Annotated in this window: 11 protein-coding genes and 2 rRNA genes (1 of these 13 only partly in view); 11 read left to right on the top strand and 2 right to left on the bottom strand. The window is 66.0% G+C overall.

From position 1 onward, the window contains the following. From OU996_RS06825 to OU996_RS06835, 3 genes are all read left to right on the top strand, one after another. A 23S ribosomal RNA gene (locus OU996_RS06825) occupies positions 1 to 1,862 on the top strand; it begins 959 nt to the left of the window's first position. Between the two features lie 91 nt (positions 1,863 to 1,953). Next, positions 1,954 to 2,068 (top strand): 5S ribosomal RNA (gene rrf, locus OU996_RS06830). A gap of 408 nt (positions 2,069 to 2,476) precedes the next feature. Next, positions 2,477 to 3,301: an alpha/beta hydrolase gene (locus OU996_RS06835; RefSeq protein ID WP_267584876.1), complete on the top strand. Its 825-nt coding sequence runs from the start codon at positions 2,477 to 2,479 to the stop codon at positions 3,299 to 3,301. A 20-nt stretch (positions 3,302 to 3,321) separates the two neighbouring features. On the opposite strand, the gene OU996_RS06840 is transcribed toward OU996_RS06835, so the two are convergent. Then, a complete protein-coding gene (locus OU996_RS06840; RefSeq protein WP_267584877.1) occupies positions 3,322 to 3,804 on the bottom strand; it encodes an Lrp/AsnC family transcriptional regulator in 483 nt (160 codons plus the stop codon). 177 nt (positions 3,805 to 3,981) lie between these two features. On the opposite strand from OU996_RS06840, the gene alr reads away from it, so the two are divergent. From alr to OU996_RS06880, 8 genes are all read left to right on the top strand, one after another. Beyond that, complete coding sequence (alr, locus tag OU996_RS06845; RefSeq protein ID WP_267584878.1) at positions 3,982 to 5,115, top strand: alanine racemase; 1,134 nt, start codon at positions 3,982 to 3,984, stop codon at positions 5,113 to 5,115. A gap of 19 nt (positions 5,116 to 5,134) precedes the next feature. Next, entirely contained in the window at positions 5,135 to 6,388 is a 1,254-nt protein-coding gene (locus OU996_RS06850; protein ID WP_267584879.1) for a D-amino acid dehydrogenase, read from the top strand. Positions 6,389 to 6,503: 115 nt separating this feature from the next. Then, positions 6,504 to 7,385 (top strand): class II glutamine amidotransferase, encoded by an 882-nt coding sequence (locus tag OU996_RS06855; protein ID WP_267584880.1) that lies wholly within the window; start codon positions 6,504 to 6,506, stop codon positions 7,383 to 7,385. Beyond that, complete coding sequence (locus OU996_RS06860) at positions 7,382 to 8,116, top strand: protein glxC (protein ID WP_267584881.1); 735 nt, start codon at positions 7,382 to 7,384, stop codon at positions 8,114 to 8,116. Before OU996_RS06855 ends, OU996_RS06860 begins: the two co-directional genes overlap by 4 nt. Positions 8,117 to 8,126: 10 nt before the next feature. Further along, entirely contained in the window at positions 8,127 to 9,464 is a 1,338-nt protein-coding gene (locus OU996_RS06865) for an FMN-binding glutamate synthase family protein (protein WP_267584882.1), read from the top strand. Between the two features lie 98 nt (positions 9,465 to 9,562). Beyond that, entirely contained in the window at positions 9,563 to 10,873 is a 1,311-nt protein-coding gene (gene glnT / locus OU996_RS06870) for a type III glutamate--ammonia ligase (RefSeq protein ID WP_267584883.1), read from the top strand. Between the two features lie 181 nt (positions 10,874 to 11,054). Then, complete coding sequence (locus tag OU996_RS06875) at positions 11,055 to 12,755, top strand: methyl-accepting chemotaxis protein (RefSeq protein ID WP_267584884.1); 1,701 nt, start codon at positions 11,055 to 11,057, stop codon at positions 12,753 to 12,755. Positions 12,756 to 12,964: 209 nt separating this feature from the next. Continuing rightward, a complete protein-coding gene (locus tag OU996_RS06880; RefSeq protein ID WP_267584885.1) occupies positions 12,965 to 14,665 on the top strand; it encodes a methyl-accepting chemotaxis protein in 1,701 nt (566 codons plus the stop codon). A gap of 107 nt (positions 14,666 to 14,772) precedes the next feature. On the opposite strand, the gene OU996_RS06885 is transcribed toward OU996_RS06880, so the two are convergent. Then, positions 14,773 to 17,979 carry an autotransporter domain-containing protein gene (locus tag OU996_RS06885; RefSeq protein WP_267584886.1) on the bottom strand — a complete coding sequence of 1,069 codons (3,207 nt, stop codon included), beginning with the start codon at positions 17,977 to 17,979 and terminating at the stop codon, positions 14,773 to 14,775. Between the last annotated feature and the right edge of the window lie 129 nt (positions 17,980 to 18,108).

An 18,108-nucleotide genomic window follows, 5' to 3' on the forward strand; every position in this document is an offset into this window, starting at 1 on the left:
TACCAAACCTAACCAAACTCCGAATACCTGGAAGTACTGCGCGGGAGACAGACGGCGGGTGCTAACGTCCGTCGTCGAGAGGGAAACAACCCTGACCTACAGCTAAGGCCCCCAAGTCGTGGTTAAGTGTGAAAGGATGTGAGAGTCCGAAAACAACCAGGAGGTTGGCTTAGAAGCAGCCATCCTTTAAAGAAAGCGTAACAGCTCACTGGTCTAGGATTCTTGCGCCGAAAATGTAACGGGGCTCAAACCACGCGCCGAAGCTTAGGGTTTGCCTTCGGGCAAGCGGTAGCGGAGCGTTCCGTAAGCCTGCGAAGGAGGACCCGTGAGGGCCTCTGGAGGTATCGGAAGTGCGAATGCTGACATGAGTAACGACAAACAGTGTGAGAGACACTGTCGCCGAAAGTCCAAGGGTTCCTGCGTAAAGCTAATCTGCGCAGGGTTAGCCGGCCCCTAAGGCGAGGCCGAAAGGCGTAGTCGATGGGAATCAGGTGAATATTCCTGAGCCTGTGGGTAGTGACGAATCCCGTGTGTTGTCAGACGAATTGGTTCTGTTCTGGCTTCGAAGGGGTTCCAGGAAATAGCTCCCACATTATAGACCGTACCCGAAACCGACACAGGTGGACTGGTAGAGTATACCAAGGCGCTTGAGAGAACTATGCTGAAGGAACTCGGCAATTTACCTCCGTAACTTCGGGATAAGGAGGCCTTCCACTTGGGCAACCAGGTGGGAGGGGCACAGACCAGGGGGTGGCAACTGTTTAGCAAAAACACAGGGCTCTGCGAAATCGCAAGATGACGTATAGGGTCTGACGCCTGCCCGGTGCCGGAAGGTTAAGAGGAGAGGTGCAAGCTTTGAATCGAAGCCCCGGTAAACGGCGGCCGTAACTATAACGGTCCTAAGGTAGCGAAATTCCTTGTCGGGTAAGTTCCGACCTGCACGAATGGCGTAATGACTTCCCCGCTGTCTCCAGCATAGACTCAGTGAAATTGAATTCCCCGTGAAGATGCGGGGTTCCTGCGGTCAGACGGAAAGACCCCGTGCACCTTTACTGCAACTTTGCACTGGCATTCGTGTCGGTATGTGTAGGATAGGTGGTAGGCTTTGAAGCGAGGGCGCCAGCTCTCGTGGAGCCATCCTTGAAATACCACCCTTATAGATATGGATGTCTAACCGCGGCCCGTTATCCGGGTCCGGGACATTGCATGGTGGGCAGTTTGACTGGGGCGGTCGCCTCCCAAAGAGTAACGGAGGCGCGCGATGGTGGGCTCAGAGCGGTCGGAAATCGCTCGTCGAGTGCAATGGCATAAGCCCGCCTGACTGTGAGACTGACACGTCGAACAGAGTCGAAAGACGGCCATAGTGATCCGGTGGTCCCACGTGGACGGGCCATCGCTCAACGAATAAAAGGTACGCCGGGGATAACAGGCTGATGATGCCCAAGAGTCCATATCGACGGCATCGTTTGGCACCTCGATGTCGGCTCATCACATCCTGGGGCTGGAGCAGGTCCCAAGGGTTCGGCTGTTCGCCGATTAAAGTGGTACGTGAGCTGGGTTCAGAACGTCGTGAGACAGTTCGGTCCCTATCTGCCGTGGGTGCAGGAATATTGAGAGGATTTGTCCCTAGTACGAGAGGACCGGGATGAACGTACCTCTGGTGGAGCTGTTGTGGCGCCAGCCGCAGTGCAGCGTAGCTATGTACGGTCGGGATAACCGCTGAAAGCATCTAAGCGGGAAACCCACCTCAAAACGAGTATTCCCTTGAGAACCGTGGAAGACGACCACGTTGATAGGCCGGGTGTGTAAGTATGGCAACATATTGAGCTTACCGGTACTAATCGTTCGATTGGCTTGATCGTTCTCATCCTCGATGTCCATCATCAGGATCAAAGAACTGAAGACCAGAATGGGCGCTACGCCCCTTGCTTCGCAAATGCTGTGTTTCGCCGGCCTGGTGGCTATGGCGAGGAGCCCCAACCCGATCCCATCCCGAACTCGGCCGTTAAACTCCTCAGCGCCGATGGTACTATGTCTTAAGACCTGGGAGAGTAGGTCGCTGCCAGGCCTGCAAAACACAGCAACAGCTTCTTCGCAAACCAACCAAAACGCCGCCCGCGCAGAAATGCCGGGCGGCGTTTTTGCGTGCGCTAATGGCGAAAGTGGGGGGCGAGGGCAGCTCGAGCCGCGCGACCGGTTCGCCGCCGGTCAATATCACCTCTCAATGCGAGGCTGCCGGACGCGCCCTTGGCCTCCGGGCGCCTCCGAAAGACCGCCCCCTCTGCTGGACCGACCATCACGCCGTGCGATCGCCAAGGCGCTGCCGTCTGATCCGGCCTTGCCGGGCCCGCGTAATCTCCCCATGACCTCCGTCCTTCCTCATTCGCACGTTCCGCCGATGCGGCGCGTGGCATTGTGGCGAGAACGCCGGCTAATGATCCTCGGGCTCGCCCTAATCCCGCTGCTCGGGATGGCTATGCTCGCGTTTATGTCGCCGCTCACCCTGCTCAACACCGCCGCCCGGTTCGGGGCCTATGATCGCGTGACCGGAATCGCCTATGGCGCCGATCCGCGCCAGCGGCTCGATGTCTACCGGCCGCGCGGGGAGGGGCCGCATCCGGTCGCCGTGTTCTTCTATGGCGGCAGCTGGCAGGAGGGCGACCGGGCGCTTTACCGCTTTGTCGGCGCCGCGCTGGCGAGCCGGGGCATCCTTACCCTGATTCCCGATTATCGCGTCTATCCGCAGGTGCGCTTCCCGGAGTTTCTCGATGATGCGGCGGCGTCGGTGCGCTGGGCGCGCAACCATGCGTCGGCGCAAGGCGGGGATCCCGACCGTCTCGTGCTCCTCGGCCATTCGGCCGGGGCGCATATTGCCGCGATGCTGGCGCTCGATCCGCAATGGCTGGAGAGCGTCGGGCTCAGCCCGCGCGACCTTGCCGGGATGGCGGGTCTCGCCGGTCCCTATGATTTCCTGCCGCTGAAAGATCCGGTGCTGCAGATCATTTTCGGGCCGGAGACCAAGCGCGACCGCACCCAGCCGATCAATTTCGTCGCGCCTGACGCTCCGCCCCTGCTGCTGATCGCCGGTGCCAAGGACCGAACGGTCGATCCCGGCAACAGTACGCGGCTCGCCGAGCGCGCCGCCCGGGTCGGGGCGCAGGCGCGCGCGGTGATCTATCCAAACCTCGATCACCGCACGATTCTGGGCACGCTGTCGCCGCTGCTGCGGCCGCTGGCGCCGGTACTCTATGACATGACGCGCTTTGTCGACACGGTCACCACCAAGGCAAAAGCCGGCTAAGTGTCGTCCGCGTGACCCCTTCAGCTCCGCGCATTGCCGCCGCTGGCGCCGCGCCGGCGCGCGCCGAGAACATTGCGGATCGAGAAGCTGGAATGGATGCGCAGCACGCCGGGAAGCGTCGACAATATGTCGGTGTGGATGCGCTCGAAATCGCCGGCGTTCTGCGCCTCGACCCGCAGCAGGTAATCCGAGCCGCCGGTCATCAGATAGCATTCGCGGATCTCGGGATGGCGGCGCACCGCCGCCTCGAAGCGGTTCAGGTAGTCCTCGGTCTGCCGCTCCAGGGTGATGTTGACGATGACCGCCAGCGCCGGCTCGCCGGCATTATGGTCGATCAGCGCGGTGTAGCCGCGAATGACGCCGGCGCGCTCCAGAAGGCGGATGCGGCGCAGGCAGGTGGAGGGCGACAGGCCCACCTCCGCCGCCAGCTTGGCATTGCTCATGCGGGCATTGAGGCGCAGCAGGCGCAGAAGATTATGGTCGGTGGCGTCGAGCGTGGCCATGGGTGTCGTGGGCGATCCTGCGAAAGTCTCGCAGATTATGCCGTTCTTGCGCGCCAAATGAAACAAGCGTGCATCAAATGACCGCCTCTTGCTGATATCGCGCGGTATCCTGTCGGTATTCTTTTCAGCGGGCCTCGGCGATTGGCGGGCGCCCACGGGTCGCATGAGGCGAAGACCATGTCGCGTGAGACGTATGTGACGTCCGATTGGGACATCGCGCCCGGCCAGCTCACCATCGATCTCGGGGCGCTGCGGCGCAATTACGCGGCGCTCGCCCGGCGTGCAGCGCCGGCGCGGGTGGCCGGCGTTGTGAAGGCCAATGCCTACGGGCTTGGGGCTAACCTCGTTGCGCCGGCGCTCTATGCGCAGGGCTGCCGGGATTTCTTCGTCGCCCAATTCTCCGAGGCGCTGGCGCTGCGGCCGCTCCTTCCCGCCGATGCGGCGGTCTATGTGCTGAACGGCATCGCCCCCGGCGCGGAAGAGGCGGCGCGGGCGGCCGGTGTCATTCCCGTTCTCAATTGTCTCGAGCAGGTCGATGCCTGGTCGGCGCTTGCCCGCGCCCGCGGCGTTGAACTGCCGGCGCTGATCCAGCTCGACAGCGGCATGTCCCGCCTCGGCCTCGCGCCTTATGAGGTGGAGGCGCTCGCCGCCGCCCCCGCGCGCCTCGCCGGGGTGCGCCTGCTTTATGTGATGAGCCACCTCGCCAGCGCGGATGAGCCGGCCAGTGTGCAGAATGGCGAGCAGCTCGGCGCGATGAACCGGCTGGCGGCGGCCTTTGCCGGCGTACCGCTGTGCTTTGCCAATTCCGGTGGCATCTTCCTCGATCCGGCCTTTCGCGGCGCGCTGGTGCGGCCGGGCATCGCGCTGTATGGCGCGGCGCCGACGGCCGGCGTGCCGAACCCGATGGAGCCGGTGGTGCGGCTGGACATCCGCGTCGTGCAGAGCCGCAGCGTGCCGGCCGGTGCGAAGGTCGGCTATGGCGGCGCGCATGTGGCGGAGGCGCCGATGCGGTTGGCGACGCTGGCGGCGGGCTATGCCGACGGCATTCCGCGCCATCTCAGTGGCTGCGGCGCGCTCTATCTCGGCGAGACCCGCCTGCCCATGATCGGCCGTGTCTCCATGGACAGCCTGACGGTCGATATTTCCGCCTTGCCCGAGGGCGCGGTGAGCGCCGGGCAGATGCTGGAATTCATCGGCCCGCACCAGACGCTCGATCAGATCGCGGCGGCGGCCGGCACCATTTCCTATGAGATACTGACCCGCCTCGGCACGCGCTACCAGCGCCGTTATGCCGGGGCCGAGGCTGCGTGACACCGAGCGGAAGCACATCATGAAGATCGTCATTCTCGGCGCCGGGGTCATCGGCGTCACCACCGCCTACTATCTCGCCCGCGACGGCCATGAGGTCACGGTGCTGGACCGCCAGCCCGGTCCGGCGCTGGAGACCAGCTACGCCAATGCCGGCGAGGTCTCGCCCGGCTATTCCTCCCCCTGGGCGGCGCCGGGCATTCCGGTGAAGGCGATGAAGTGGCTGTTCATGAAGCACGCCCCGCTCATCATCCAGCCGCGCATGGATGTGGCGACGCTGCGCTGGATGGCGCAGATGCTGCGCAACTGCACGGCCGAGCGCTACGCGGTGAACAAGGGCCGCATGGTCCGCCTCGCCGAATATAGCCGCGACTGCCTGATGGAGATGCGGGCGGCGACCGGCATTTCCTATGACGAGCGGATGCAGGGCACGCTGCAGGTGTTCCGCACCCAGAAGCAGATCGACGGCATCGGCAAGGATATCGAGGTGCTGAAGGCCGACGGCGTCGCCTTCGAGCTGCTCGACCCCGCCGGCTGCGTCGCCGCCGAGCCGGGGCTCGCCCCGTCGCGGCACAAGATCGTCGGCGGCCTGCGCCTGCCGGGCGACGAGACCGGCGACTGCTTCAAGTTCACCAGCGCGCTGGCGACGCTGTGCGAGGGGCTCGGCGTCACCTTCCGCTACAATGTCGGCATTGACGGGCTGCGCGTCGAGGGCGGTCGCATCGCCGCCGTGCGCACGGGGCAAGGCGAGGTGGCCGGCGATGTCGTCGTCGCCGCGCTCGGCAGCTACACGCCGGCGCTGCTCGCCCCGCTCGGGCTCGACCTGCCGATCTACCCGGTAAAGGGCTATTCCATCACCGTGCCGATCGTCGATGCGGCGCGCGCGCCGGTCTCCACCGTGATGGACGAGACCTACAAGATCGCCATCACGCGCCTCGGCGACCGCATCCGCGTCGGCGGCATGGCGGAAATCGCCGGCTTCAACCACGATCTCTCCCCCGCGCGCCGGGCGACGCTGGAGCATTCGGTCGAGGATCTCTTCGGCGGCGCCGGTGACCAGTCGCAGGCGACCTTCTGGACCGGGCTGCGGCCGATGACGCCGGACGGGACGCCGATCATCGGGCCGACGCGGGTGCCGAACCTGTTCATCAATGCCGGCCACGGCACGCTCGGCTGGACCATGTCCTGCGGCTCGGGCCGGGTGCTGGCCGACCTCGTCTCCGGCCGCAAGCCGGCGATCGAGGCGGGCGATCTGGCGCTGTCGCGCTACGCCTGAGGCCGGCGCGGCGCGGGAGAGTTTCTTTAAAAGAAAAATTTATTCCATCTGATTGACCGGCGAACGCGCCGCGCCTACAAGCGTCCTAGAACCAATCTCTAGGGAGCGCTCCCGCATGTGCGGCATCGTTGGCCTGTTCCTCAAGGATCCGAAGCTGGAGCCGGAGCTCGGCGCCCTGCTGTCGGATATGCTGGACATCATGTGCGACCGCGGGCCGGATTCGGCCGGCTTCGCCGTTTATGGCGCGGGCACGCCGGGCTTCGTGAAGCTCACGCTGCGCGGCCCGGCCGGCACCGACTTCGCCGCCATCGGCGCGCAGATCGGCCATCCCATCCTGCCGCGTGATACTCATGCGGTGCTGAGCGTACCGGTGGCGGAAGAGGGGCTCGTGCGCGCCGCCCTCGCGCGCATCGCCCCGGAGCTGCGCGTCGTCGGCGCCGGTAGCCGGATGGAGCTCTACAAGGAAGTCGGCCTGCCGCTCGACGTCGCCCGCCGCTTCAAGCTGGAGACCATGGCCGGCACCCACGCCATCGGCCATACCCGCATGGCGACCGAGAGCGCCGTGACCACGGATGGCGCCCACCCCTTCTCCACCGGCCCGGACCAGTGCCTCGTGCATAATGGCTCGCTGTCGAACCATGCCGGCGTGCGCCGCCGCCTCGCCCGCGAGGGTGTGAAGGTCGACACCGAGAACGATAGCGAGGTCGCCGCCGCCTACCTCACCTACCGCATGCGCGGGGGTGACAGTCTGGGCGAGGCGCTGGAGCATTCGCTGGGCGATCTCGACGGCTTCTACACCTTCGTCGTCGGCACCGAGAGCGGCTTCGGCGTGCTGCGCGATCCCATCGCCTGCAAGCCGGCGGTGATGGCCGAGACCGACAGCTATGTCGCCTTCGGCTCGGAATACCGCGCGCTCGCCAACCTGCCGGGCATCGGCACCGCCCGGCTGTTCGAGCCGGAGCCGGCCAAGGTCTATTTCTGGGACCGCGCCGCATGAACGCCCTGAACCGCGCCATTCCCCGCGTCCCGGACGAGAGCACCGTGAACTTCGATCTTGCCACCGCGCCGCTGCGCGAGCTGAACGCCGCCCTGCACAAGCTGACGGCTGAAAGCAACGAGACCTATTGGAAGGTCGCCAACCCCGCCGGCCTGCACGCCATCGCGGCCGGCCTCAACGCCCCCGTCACCGTCGAGATCGACGGCCCCGTGGGCTATTACTGCGCCGGCATGAACAAGCTGGCCCGCGTCATCGTCAACGGCAATGCCGGTGTCGGCGTCGCCGAGAACATGATGAGCGGCTTCGTCCATGTGAAGGGCGATGCCAGCCAGGCGGCGGGCGCCACGGGCGTCGGCGGCATGCTGGTGATCGACGGCAACGCCTCGGCGCGCTGCGGCATCTCCATGAAGGGCATCGACATTCTGGTGAAGGGCTCGATCGGCCATATGAGCGCCTTCATGGCGCAGGCCGGTTCGCTCGTCGTGCTGGGCGATGCCGGCGAAGCGCTGGGCGACAGCCTCTATGAGGCCAAGCTCTTCGTGCGCGGCTCGGTCGCCTCGCTCGGCGCCGACTGCATCGAGAAGGAGATGCGCGAGGAGCACAAGGCGCTGCTGGCCGAGAAGCTCACCGCCGCCGGCATTCTCGGCGAGGTCGATATCGGCGAGTTCCGCCGCTATGGCTCGGCCCGCACCCTCTACCATTTCCACGTCGACAACGTGTCGAGCTACTGAGGGGCGCGCCATGACCGACCACAGCAACACCCCCCGCACCACCCCGCGCGTCTCCGCCACCTTCGACGAGTACACGCTCTCGGAGATCCGCCGCGCGGCCGCGACCGGCATCTATGACATTCGCGGCGCCGGCGCGAAGCGCAAGCTGCCGCATTTCGACGACCTGCTGTTCCTCGGCGCGTCCATGTCGCGCTACCCGCTGGAAGGCTATCGCGAGCGCTGCGACACCTCGGTCGTGCTCGGCACGCGCTTCGCCAAGAAGCCGATCGAGCTGAAGATCCCGATCACCATTGCCGGCATGAGCTTCGGTTCGCTCTCGGCCAATGCCAAGGAAGCGCTCGGGCGCGGCGCCTCGGCCATGGGCACCTCGACCACCACGGGCGATGGCGGCATGACCAATGAGGAGCGGGGCCACTCGACCCAGCTCGTCTACCAGTATCTGCCCTCGCGCTATGGCATGAACCCGGACGATCTGCGCCGGGCCGACGCCATCGAGGTCGTGGTCGGGCAGGGCGCCAAGCCCGGCGGCGGCGGCATGCTGCTCGGCCAGAAGATCACCGAGCGCGTCGCCAAGATGCGAACCCTGCCGCAGGGCATCGACCAGCGCTCCGCCTGCCGCCACCCGGACTGGACCGGGCCGGACGATCTTGAGATCAAGATCGAGGAACTGCGCGAGATCACCGACTGGGAGAAGCCGATCTATGTGAAGGTCGGCGCGGCGCGCCCCTATTACGACACGGCCCTCGCCGTGAAGTCGGGCGCCGATGTGGTGGTGGTCGATGGCATGCAGGGCGGCACCGCCGCCACGCAGGAAATCTTCATCGAGCATGTCGGCATTCCCACACTCGCCGCCGTGCGTCAGGCGGTGAAGGCGCTGCAGGATCTCGGCATGCACCGCAAGGTGCAGCTCATCGTCTCTGGCGGCATCCGCAACGGCGCGGATGTGGCCAAGGCTCTGGCGCTCGGCGCGGATGCCGTCGCCATCGGCACCGCGGCCCTCGTCGCCCTCGGCGACAATGACCCCCATTATGCCACCGAGTACGAGGCCCTGGGCACCAAGCCCGGCGCCTATGACGACTGGCACGAGGGCCGCGACCCGGCCGGCATCACCACGCAGGATCCGGCGCTGATGGCGCGGCTCGACCCCGTTGCCGCCGGTCGCCGCCTCGCCAATTACCTCGCCGTGCTGACGCTGGAGTGCCAGACCATCGCCCGCGCCTGCGGCAAGAGCCACGTCCACAATCTGGAGCCGGAAGATCTGGTGGCGCTCACCATCGAGGCCGCGGCCATGGCCAATGTGCCGCTCGCCGGGACCAACTGGATCCCGGGCGCCAACGGCAGCTTCTGACCCGACCTCACCCCGCGCCACGGCGCGGGGTTTGCATTCCATACCACCTCAACGAGCCCCAAAGGGGCCGGGGAACAGCACGCAACCGGATTGCATCCATGGCCAGCGATTACACCGACCTGAAGCACGCCGCCAATGAACTTGGCATCAAGTACTTCCTCATCTCCTATGTCGATCTGTTCGGCGGGCTGAGGGCCAAGCTGGTTCCCGCCGCCGCCATTGGCGGCATGCAGAAGGCCGGCGCGGGCTTCGCCGGCTTCGCGACCTGGCTAGACATGAGCCCGGCCGATGCCGACCTGTTCGCCGTGCCGGACGCGTCGAGCCTCATCCAGCTTCCCTGGAAGCCGGAAGTGGGCTGGCTCGCCTCCGACCTGGTGATGAATGACGAGCTGGTGGCGCAGGCGCCGCGCAATGTGCTGAAGCGCACCATGCTCGCCTCCGAGTCGGTCGGCTACCACATGAAGACCGGCGTGGAGTGCGAGTTCTTCCTCACCAATGCCGACGGCACCAAGATCTCCGACGGCGCCGACACCGCGACCAAGCCCTGCTACGACCAGTCCGCCCTGATGCGCCGTTACGAGGTCATCAAGGAGATCTGCGACAGCATGCTCACGCTCGGCTGGCGCCCCTACCAGAACGACCATGAGGACGCGAACGGCCAGTTCGAGATGAACTGGGACTTCGCCGATGCGCTGGTGACGGCTGACCGCCACGTCTTCTTCAAATACATGGCGCGCTCCATCGCCGAGAAGCACGGCTTCCGCGCCACCTTCATGCCCAAGCCCTTCATCGACCTCACCGGCTCGGGCTGCCACATGCACACCTCGCTGTGGAATGGCGACGAGAACCTGTTCGCTGACGAGGATGGCGAGCTCGGCGTTTCCGACCTCTGCTACAATTTCATCGGCGGCCTGATCCATTCGGCCGACGCCATGTGCGCCTTCACCAACCCGACGGTGAATTCCTACAAGCGTATCAACGCCCCGCGCACCATCTCCGGCGCTACCTGGGCGCCGAACACGGTGACCTATACCGGCAATAACCGCACCCACATGATCCGCATTCCCGATGGCGGGCGGCTCGAGCTGCGCCTGCCGGACGGCGCGGCCAACCCCTATCTCGCCCCGGCGGCGATGCTGGCGGCCGGTCTCGACGGCATCCAGAACCAGCGCGATCCGGGCAAGCGGCTCGACATCAACATGTACACGGACGGCCACAAGGTGCGCGGCGCCAAGAAGCTGCCGCTCAACCTGCTCGACGCCATCCGCGCGCTTGAGAAGTCGTCCGTGCTGCGCAACGCGCTCGGCGCGCCGCTGGTCGATGGCTACATCAAGCTGAAGAACGAGGAATGGAACGCCTATTCGCGCCATCTCACCCAGTGGGAGCGGGACAACACGCTGGATATCTGACCCGCTTTACCGGGCGGGGACACGACAGAGCGGCGCTCGGGGGAAACCCCGGGCGCCGTTTTCGTTTGGGAGCGGCGACAGCTTCGCGCAAGGGAATGAATCGAAAAACGGGTCGAGCGCATGCCTGGCGCCGTGTGGGCTGGGCAGTATCAGAACCCGTCTTCCATCGTATGGATCGCCCATGTCCTTTAAAAACCTGCCGTTGATCGGCAAGATTTCGTCGCTTCTCCTGCTGCTGGCCGCCTTCGCCTCCGGACTGATTTATTTCGCCGGATCCCAGATGCAGGATATCGATGACGGCTATAGCGACGCGCTTGAGGGCCCGGCCCGTGCGACCATCGCCAGCGCCCGCGCCAACCGCTTCGTGGTCTGGTACAATCAGGCCGTCTACCAGTCCATTACCTCCGTCTCGAACGAGGACAACCAGCGCGCCATCGATGTGCAGAAGCAGGCCATTGAGAGCTTCCACAAGCGCATGGAAGCGGTGAAGACCTTCTATCCGGCCAAGACCGCCGCCGTGGACGAGCTGGTTGGACGCTTCGATCAGATGATCTCCGGTCCGTGCGGCGATATCGTCAAGCGCGCCAATGCCAGCACCAACGCCGAAGAGAATACGGCGCTCGGCATCCAGTACACCGACACCTGCATTCCGATCTCGCGCGGCATCGTCGCCGATGTCGCCAAATTCGTTGAGAGCAACGAACAGTACATGCAGGATCTCGCGGCGACACTGGGCGAGGAGACCCGCAGCACCGTCACCACGGTCTATGCCGGCACCGCTGGCGCGCTGCTCCTCGTCCTGCTCATCGCCTTCTTCGTCACCCGCCTCGGCATCGTCCGCCCGATCACCGGCCTCAGCCAGACGCTGAGCGAACTGGCCGAAGGCAAGTTCGACATGACCATCACCGGCACTGAGCGCAAGGATGAGATCGGCCGCATGGCCAAGGCCGCCGAGGCGCTGCGCGCTGCGTTGGAGCAGGCCGAGCGCGACCGCGAGGAGGCCCGCATGGCCGAGCTGCGCGCCGCCCAGCGCGTGGTCGCCGAGCGCAACGCCATCGCCGACGATTTCGAGGTGAAGATGGGCGCGCTGGCCGACCAGTTCGCCAGCTCTTCAGGTGAGGTCTCCGTCGCCGCCCGCAACCTCTCGGCCACCGCCGAGGAGACCTCGCGCCAGGCCGTCGCCGTGACCAATGCCGCCTCGGAAGCCTCGACCAATGTGCAGACCGTGGCGAGCGCCACCGAGGAAATGAGCTCCTCGATCCGCGAGATCGGTTCGCAGGTGACGCAGGCCGCCAACATCGCCGTGTCCGGCTCGGACGAGGTGAACCGCGCCGCCAGTGAGATCCGCGAACTGTCCGAGGCCGCCAACAAGATCGGCGAAGTGGTCAACCTGATCACCGACATCGCCGGCCAGACCAACCTGCTCGCGCTCAACGCCACCATCGAGGCGGCGCGCGCCGGAGAGGCGGGCCGCGGCTTCGCGGTGGTCGCGCAGGAGGTCAAGCAGCTTGCCGAGCAGACCGCCCGCGCCACGCAGGAAATCGGCGTGAAGGTGCAGGGCATCCAGCAGTCCACCAGCCGCACGGTGACCTCGATCGAGAAGATCGTCGGCACCATCACCCAGATCCGCGACGTCACCTCGATGATCGCCGCGGCGGTGGAAGAGCAGACCGCCGCCACGCAGGAGATCGCCAGCAACACCCATATGGCGGCGAATGGCACCGGCGCGGTGAACGACAACATCGCCGGCGTCGGCCGCTCGGCGGAGATGACGGGGGCGGCTTCGACCCAGCTTTCCTCGCTGTCGAACTCGCTCTCGGCGCAGGCCGGCGACCTCCAGCGCGAGGTGGCGGACTTCGTGCGCAACCTGCGCGCCGGCTGATCGCTCCGCGCGTCACCTAAAAACAAACCGCCCCGCAGCGACGCGGGGCGGTTTTCGTTTGCGCGGCGCGCGCTCGACGGCCGGGCGGCTAGGGCGCGAGCGACAGTTTGGCGCAAGGCAAGAGAGCGACAAACGGGCCGAGCGCCGTGCCCGGCGTCGGGTCGGCCGGGCAGGGTTGAAATCCGCCCCGCACCCCCACTGGATCGCCCATGTCCTTCAAGAACATGCCACTCATCGGCAAGATCTCTTCACTCCTGTTGCTGCTGGCCGCCTTCGCTTCCGGACTGATCTACTTTGCCGGCACCCAGATGCAGGACATCGATAACTCCTATAGCGAGGCGATCGAGGGCCCAACTCGTGCGACAATCGCCAGCGCCCGCGCCAACCGCTTCGTGGTCTGGTACAATCAGGCCGTCTACCAGTCCATTACCTCCGTCTCGAACGAGGACAACCAGCGCGCCATCGATGTGCAGAAGCAGGCCATTGAGAGCTTCCACAAGCGCATGGAAGCGGTGAAGACCTTCTATCCGGCCAAGACCGCCGCCGTGGACGAGCTGGTTGGACGCTTCGATCAGATGATCTCCGGTCCGTGCGGCGATATCGTCAAGCGCGCCAATGCCAGCACCAACGCCGAAGAGAATACGGCGCTCGGCATTCAATACACAAATACCTGCATCCCGATCTCGCGCGGCATCGTCGCCGACGTCGCCAAATTCGTTGATAGCAACGAACAGTATCTTGAGGATGTGGCCACGAAGCTGAACGAGGAGACTCGCAGCACCTTGACGCTGGTCTATGCCGGCACCGCGGGCGCGCTGCTCCTCGTCCTGCTCATCGCCTTCTTCGTCACCCGCCTCGGCATCGTCCGCCCGATCACCGGCCTCAGCCAGACGCTGAGCGAACTGGCCGAAGGCAAGTTCGACATGACCGTTGCTGGCACCGACCGCAAGGACGAGATCGGCCGCATGGCCCAGGCCGCCGAGGCGCTGCGCCGGGCGCTTGAGGAAGCCGAGAAGGCGCGCGAGGAGGCCCGCATGGCCGAGCTGCGCGCCGCCCAGCGCGTGGTCGCCGAGCGCAACGCCATCGCCGACGATTTCGAGGTTAAGATGGGCGCGCTGGCCGACCAGTTCGCCACCTCTTCCGGTGAGGTCTCCGTCGCCGCCCGCAACCTCTCGGCCACCGCCGAGGAGACCTCGCGCCAGGCTGTCGCCGTGACCAATGCCGCCTCGGAAGCCTCAACCAATGTGCAGACCGTGGCCAGCGCCACCGAGGAGATGAGCTCCTCGATCCGCGAGATCGGTTCGCAGGTGACGCAGGCCGCCAACATCGCCGTGTCCGGTTCGGACGAGGTGGGCCGTGCCGCCAACGAGATCCGCGAACTCTCGGATGCCGCCAACAAGATCGGCGAAGTGGTGAAACTCATCACCGACATCGCCGGCCAGACCAACCTGCTCTCGCTCAACGCCACCATCGAGGCGGCGCGTGCCGGCGATGCCGGTCGCGGCTTCGGCGTGGTCGCGCAGGAGGTCAAGCAGCTCGCCGAGCAGACCGCCCGCGCCACGCAGGAAATCGCCTCCAAGGTGCAGGACATCCAGCAGGCGACGAGCCGCACCGTGACCTCGATCGAGAAGATCGTCGGCACCATCACCCAGATCCGCGACGTCACCTCGATGATCGCCGCGGCGGTGGAAGAGCAGACCGCCGCCACGCAGGAGATCGCCAGCAACACCCATATGGCGGCGAATGGCACTGGCGCGGTGAACGACAACATCGCCGGCGTCGGCCGCTCGGCGGAGATGACGGGGGCGGCCTCGACCCAGCTTTCCTCGCTGTCGAACTCGCTCTCGGCGCAGGCCGGCGACCTCCAGCGCGAGGTGGCGGACTTCGTGCGCAACCTGCGCGCCGGCTGATCGCTCCGCGCGTCACCTAAAAACAAACCGCCCCGCAGCGACGCGGGGCGGTTTTCGTTTGAGGGTCGGTGAGGAGAGGGCGCCGGGCCCTCCCTCAGACCCGTCCCTCAGAACCGGACGCTCAGCCGTGCGTTGAAGCCGTTCTCGCTGACGCCGTCGCCATACTGGCCGGTATAGGCGATGCCGAGCGTCGCGGTGGCGCTGATCAGCATGTCGAGCCCGGCCTCGATCACCGCCGCGTCTTCCGCGATCGGCGCGCCGGTGACGGTGAAGGCGTCGGAACCGGCAAAGGCCTGCGTCACCGTCGGGTCAATGTCGCCAAAGGCGTGCCGCCAGCCCAGCGCGCCGCGCAGCGTCGCCGCCGTCGAGCCGAAGGCGATCTCCTTGGCAAGGCGCACGCCCAGCGTGGTGAAGGTCGTGTCCATGGTCTGCGAGTCGCCCGTCAAGGCCGCCGCGCCGCCCTCTTCCGTGTAGCCGTCCTGATGCAGGCTGACATAAGAGAGGTTGGCGAAGGGCTCGAAGGCGATGCCGGCCGCGTCGATCCGGTAGCCGAGTTCGCCGAAGGCCTGCACCGTCCCGGCGTCATAATCCGCCGACAGGCTGTCGGAATAGCCGGTGAAGGCGACCGAGCGGTTGGTCGAGATGTCCTGCCACGTATAGGCAAGGCCGGTGCGCAGCGCGAGCGGGCCCCAGGCGTTGCCGCCATAAAGGCCGATATGCCAGTTGTCGCTGGAACCCGAGGAGTTGCGGCCCGAGATCGAGAAGTCGGTGTAGCTGTAGCCGCCGGCCACGCCGAGGCGCCAGCCGTCGCCGACCAGCGTGTCGGCGCCGATCAGGAAGCCGCCGGTGGAATCGGAGACGCCGGCGGCGTTGGAATTGCCGTCCATCTCGCCCCAATTGCCGAAGGCGGTCGACCACAGCGCGAAGCGCTCCACCGGCGCGAGGGTGGGCGTCGCCTTCACCGGCATGGCGAGATCGGCGGCGACCTTCACGGGCGAGGGCGCGGCATAGGCCAGCGCGCCGCTCGAGGTCTCGACCACATTGACCACCGTGCCGGCGGAGGCCCCGACACCGCCCTGCGCCGCCCGCAGCCGGTCATTCAGCGCGCCGCGGATGAGCGAGGACTGTTCCATGAACAGGCTCTGCGTCGAGGCATGCACCTCGCCGGAGAGCTGGTCATAGGCCCATTGCGCCTCGCTGGCCGAGGTGAGGAACAGGAGCGAATTGTACAGCGCCAGCGAGGCCCCCGTCTGCGGCAGCGTGCCCAGCGCCGCCGAGGTGGCGATCTGGTTCGGCGTCACCGCGACGCTGGTGAAGGCGTTGTCGGAGGCCGAGATCACCACATTGATGCCGTTGGCGAGATCGTTCACGTCCACGGTCAGGAACAGCGAATCCGTGGTCACCGCGCCGAAGGCCCCGACCACGCCGCCGGTCGCGGCGACGATGGTGTAGACCTGCGCCGACTTGTAGCTCGCCTGCGGGTCCAGCGCGACGAGGTTCACCGTCGCCCCGTTCAGGAAAGCCTGGCCGGAGGCAGTGATGAGGTCGCTATTGCCGGCGCCGTCCAGCTCCACGACATAGATCGAGCCGGCCGCGAAATTCACATCGCCGGTGACGACCAGGGTGCCGATCGAGTTGCCCGGCGTCACCGTGCCACCCGCCGCCACGGTGAGCGACTGCATCGTGCCATTGCCGCCGAGAGTCGCGCCGCTGCCGACGGTGACTGCGAGATCGGGAATGGCCGCATTGAGCTTCACCGTGCCGCCGATCACATCCAGCGTGCCCTCGAAGTCCGGGGAATCGACGGTGAAATTGGTTACGCCGGCGAGGTGGCGGATGGCGCCGCCGGTGCCGGACAGCTCGTTATTGAAGGTGAGCCCGGTGCTGGTGTGGTTGAACACTAACGTTGCGTCGCCCGCGCCGAAGAACACGCCATTGGTGCCGAGCACCGTGCCCGGCGCGACCGGAGCCTCGCCTTCGGCGGCGCCGATATTGAGCACGCCGACGGAGCCGACCTCATTGGCGATATGCACGAGATTCGCCGCGGTCAGCGTCGCGCCGTTCTGAACGGTGACGGTGCCGTCGCCCCTGAAGCCGACCCGGAAGTTGCCGGAGAAGCCGTCGCGGGAGAGTACCTGGAACACGGTGCCTTCGCCCGTCAGCAGCAGCGTGCCGATCGACCCGGCATCGACGCCGACGCCAGCCGTATAGGCGGTGGCCACGGCGCCGTCCGACACGGTCGCGGCGCCATAACCGCCATCGCCATTGCCGGTGCCGCCGATATAGATGCTCAGCCAGTTGTGCCAGATCGTGCCGGCGCCGGTGACGGTGAGTGTGGTGACCGCCGCCGTGCCCGCGCCACCGATATAGGTCGCGTCGGCGTTCAGCGTGGCGCCGTTGCTGATGAGCGAGGTCGCGCCTTCATCCGGGCTGAAATAGCCGGCGGCCGCGTCCCAGTCCACGGGAGGCGTGGTGTTGCTTGTGCCGAGCAGCATGGTGGTGCCCGGCCCGGTGACGGTGATCGTCGCGCCGAGGCCGGCATAGATGCTGCCGTCATAGGTCTGGAAGCTGGCGCCGTTCTCGACGGTGAGCGAGCCGGTCGCCCCTTCACCGCGCCCCACATTGACGCCGCCCGTATTGTACCAGGTCGTGCCGGTGCCGGTGACGGTCAGTGAGCCCGTGCCCGACATCGGTGCCGGTGCCCGCGCAAAGACAAACCCGCCGCCGCCAATGTTCAGGGTCTCGCCATTGGTGACAACAGCTCCGCCGGAGACGGTGACGCTGCCCGTACCGATGGGGCCGATATTCGTCGTGTACAGATTGTCCCAGGTGGTGCCCACGCCGTCTATCGTGACGGTGCCATTGCCGGTCTCGTACTCACCGATCGTGACGTTGTTGGTATTCAACGTCCCGCCGCTTGAGAGCTGCAGCGTGCCGGTGCCCGACTGGCCGACGATGACGTAGTCGCTCTCGTCGGTCCAAGTGGAACCCGTGCCGCTGATGATGACCGTGCCGGTCGAGCCCTGGTCCTGACCGATGATGCCGCCATAGGGATCGGAGACGAAGCCGACCACACCGAGGGTCGTCATCGTCACGCCCGGAGCGATGGTCAGCGTGCCGCTCTCGCCATCGGCGATACCGACATAGGCGGCATAGAAGGTTTCCGTCGCGCTGAGCGTCTCGCTCTGCCCCGGTGGGGGGGCGCTGACGTACAGAGTGTCATAGCCGTTGGCGAAAGCGGCTGCGCTCGACAGAGAGCAAGCAATCAGCGCGGTGGACGCGAGCAGCGTCCTCCGGAAATCGAACTTGGACATTGCACCCCCGCTCCCCGCCTTTTTCTGGCAGGTGAGTACCTAGACCGGCGTGGCCGGCCAACCCGCCCCTGCCGCCAGAGCACCCCAGTGCCCCAGAGGAAGAGTCCTCTTGCCGTAACATTCAGCAAT

It is taken from the genome of Ancylobacter sp. SL191, assembly GCF_026625645.1.
Classification (GTDB): Bacteria; Pseudomonadota; Alphaproteobacteria; order Rhizobiales; family Xanthobacteraceae; genus Ancylobacter.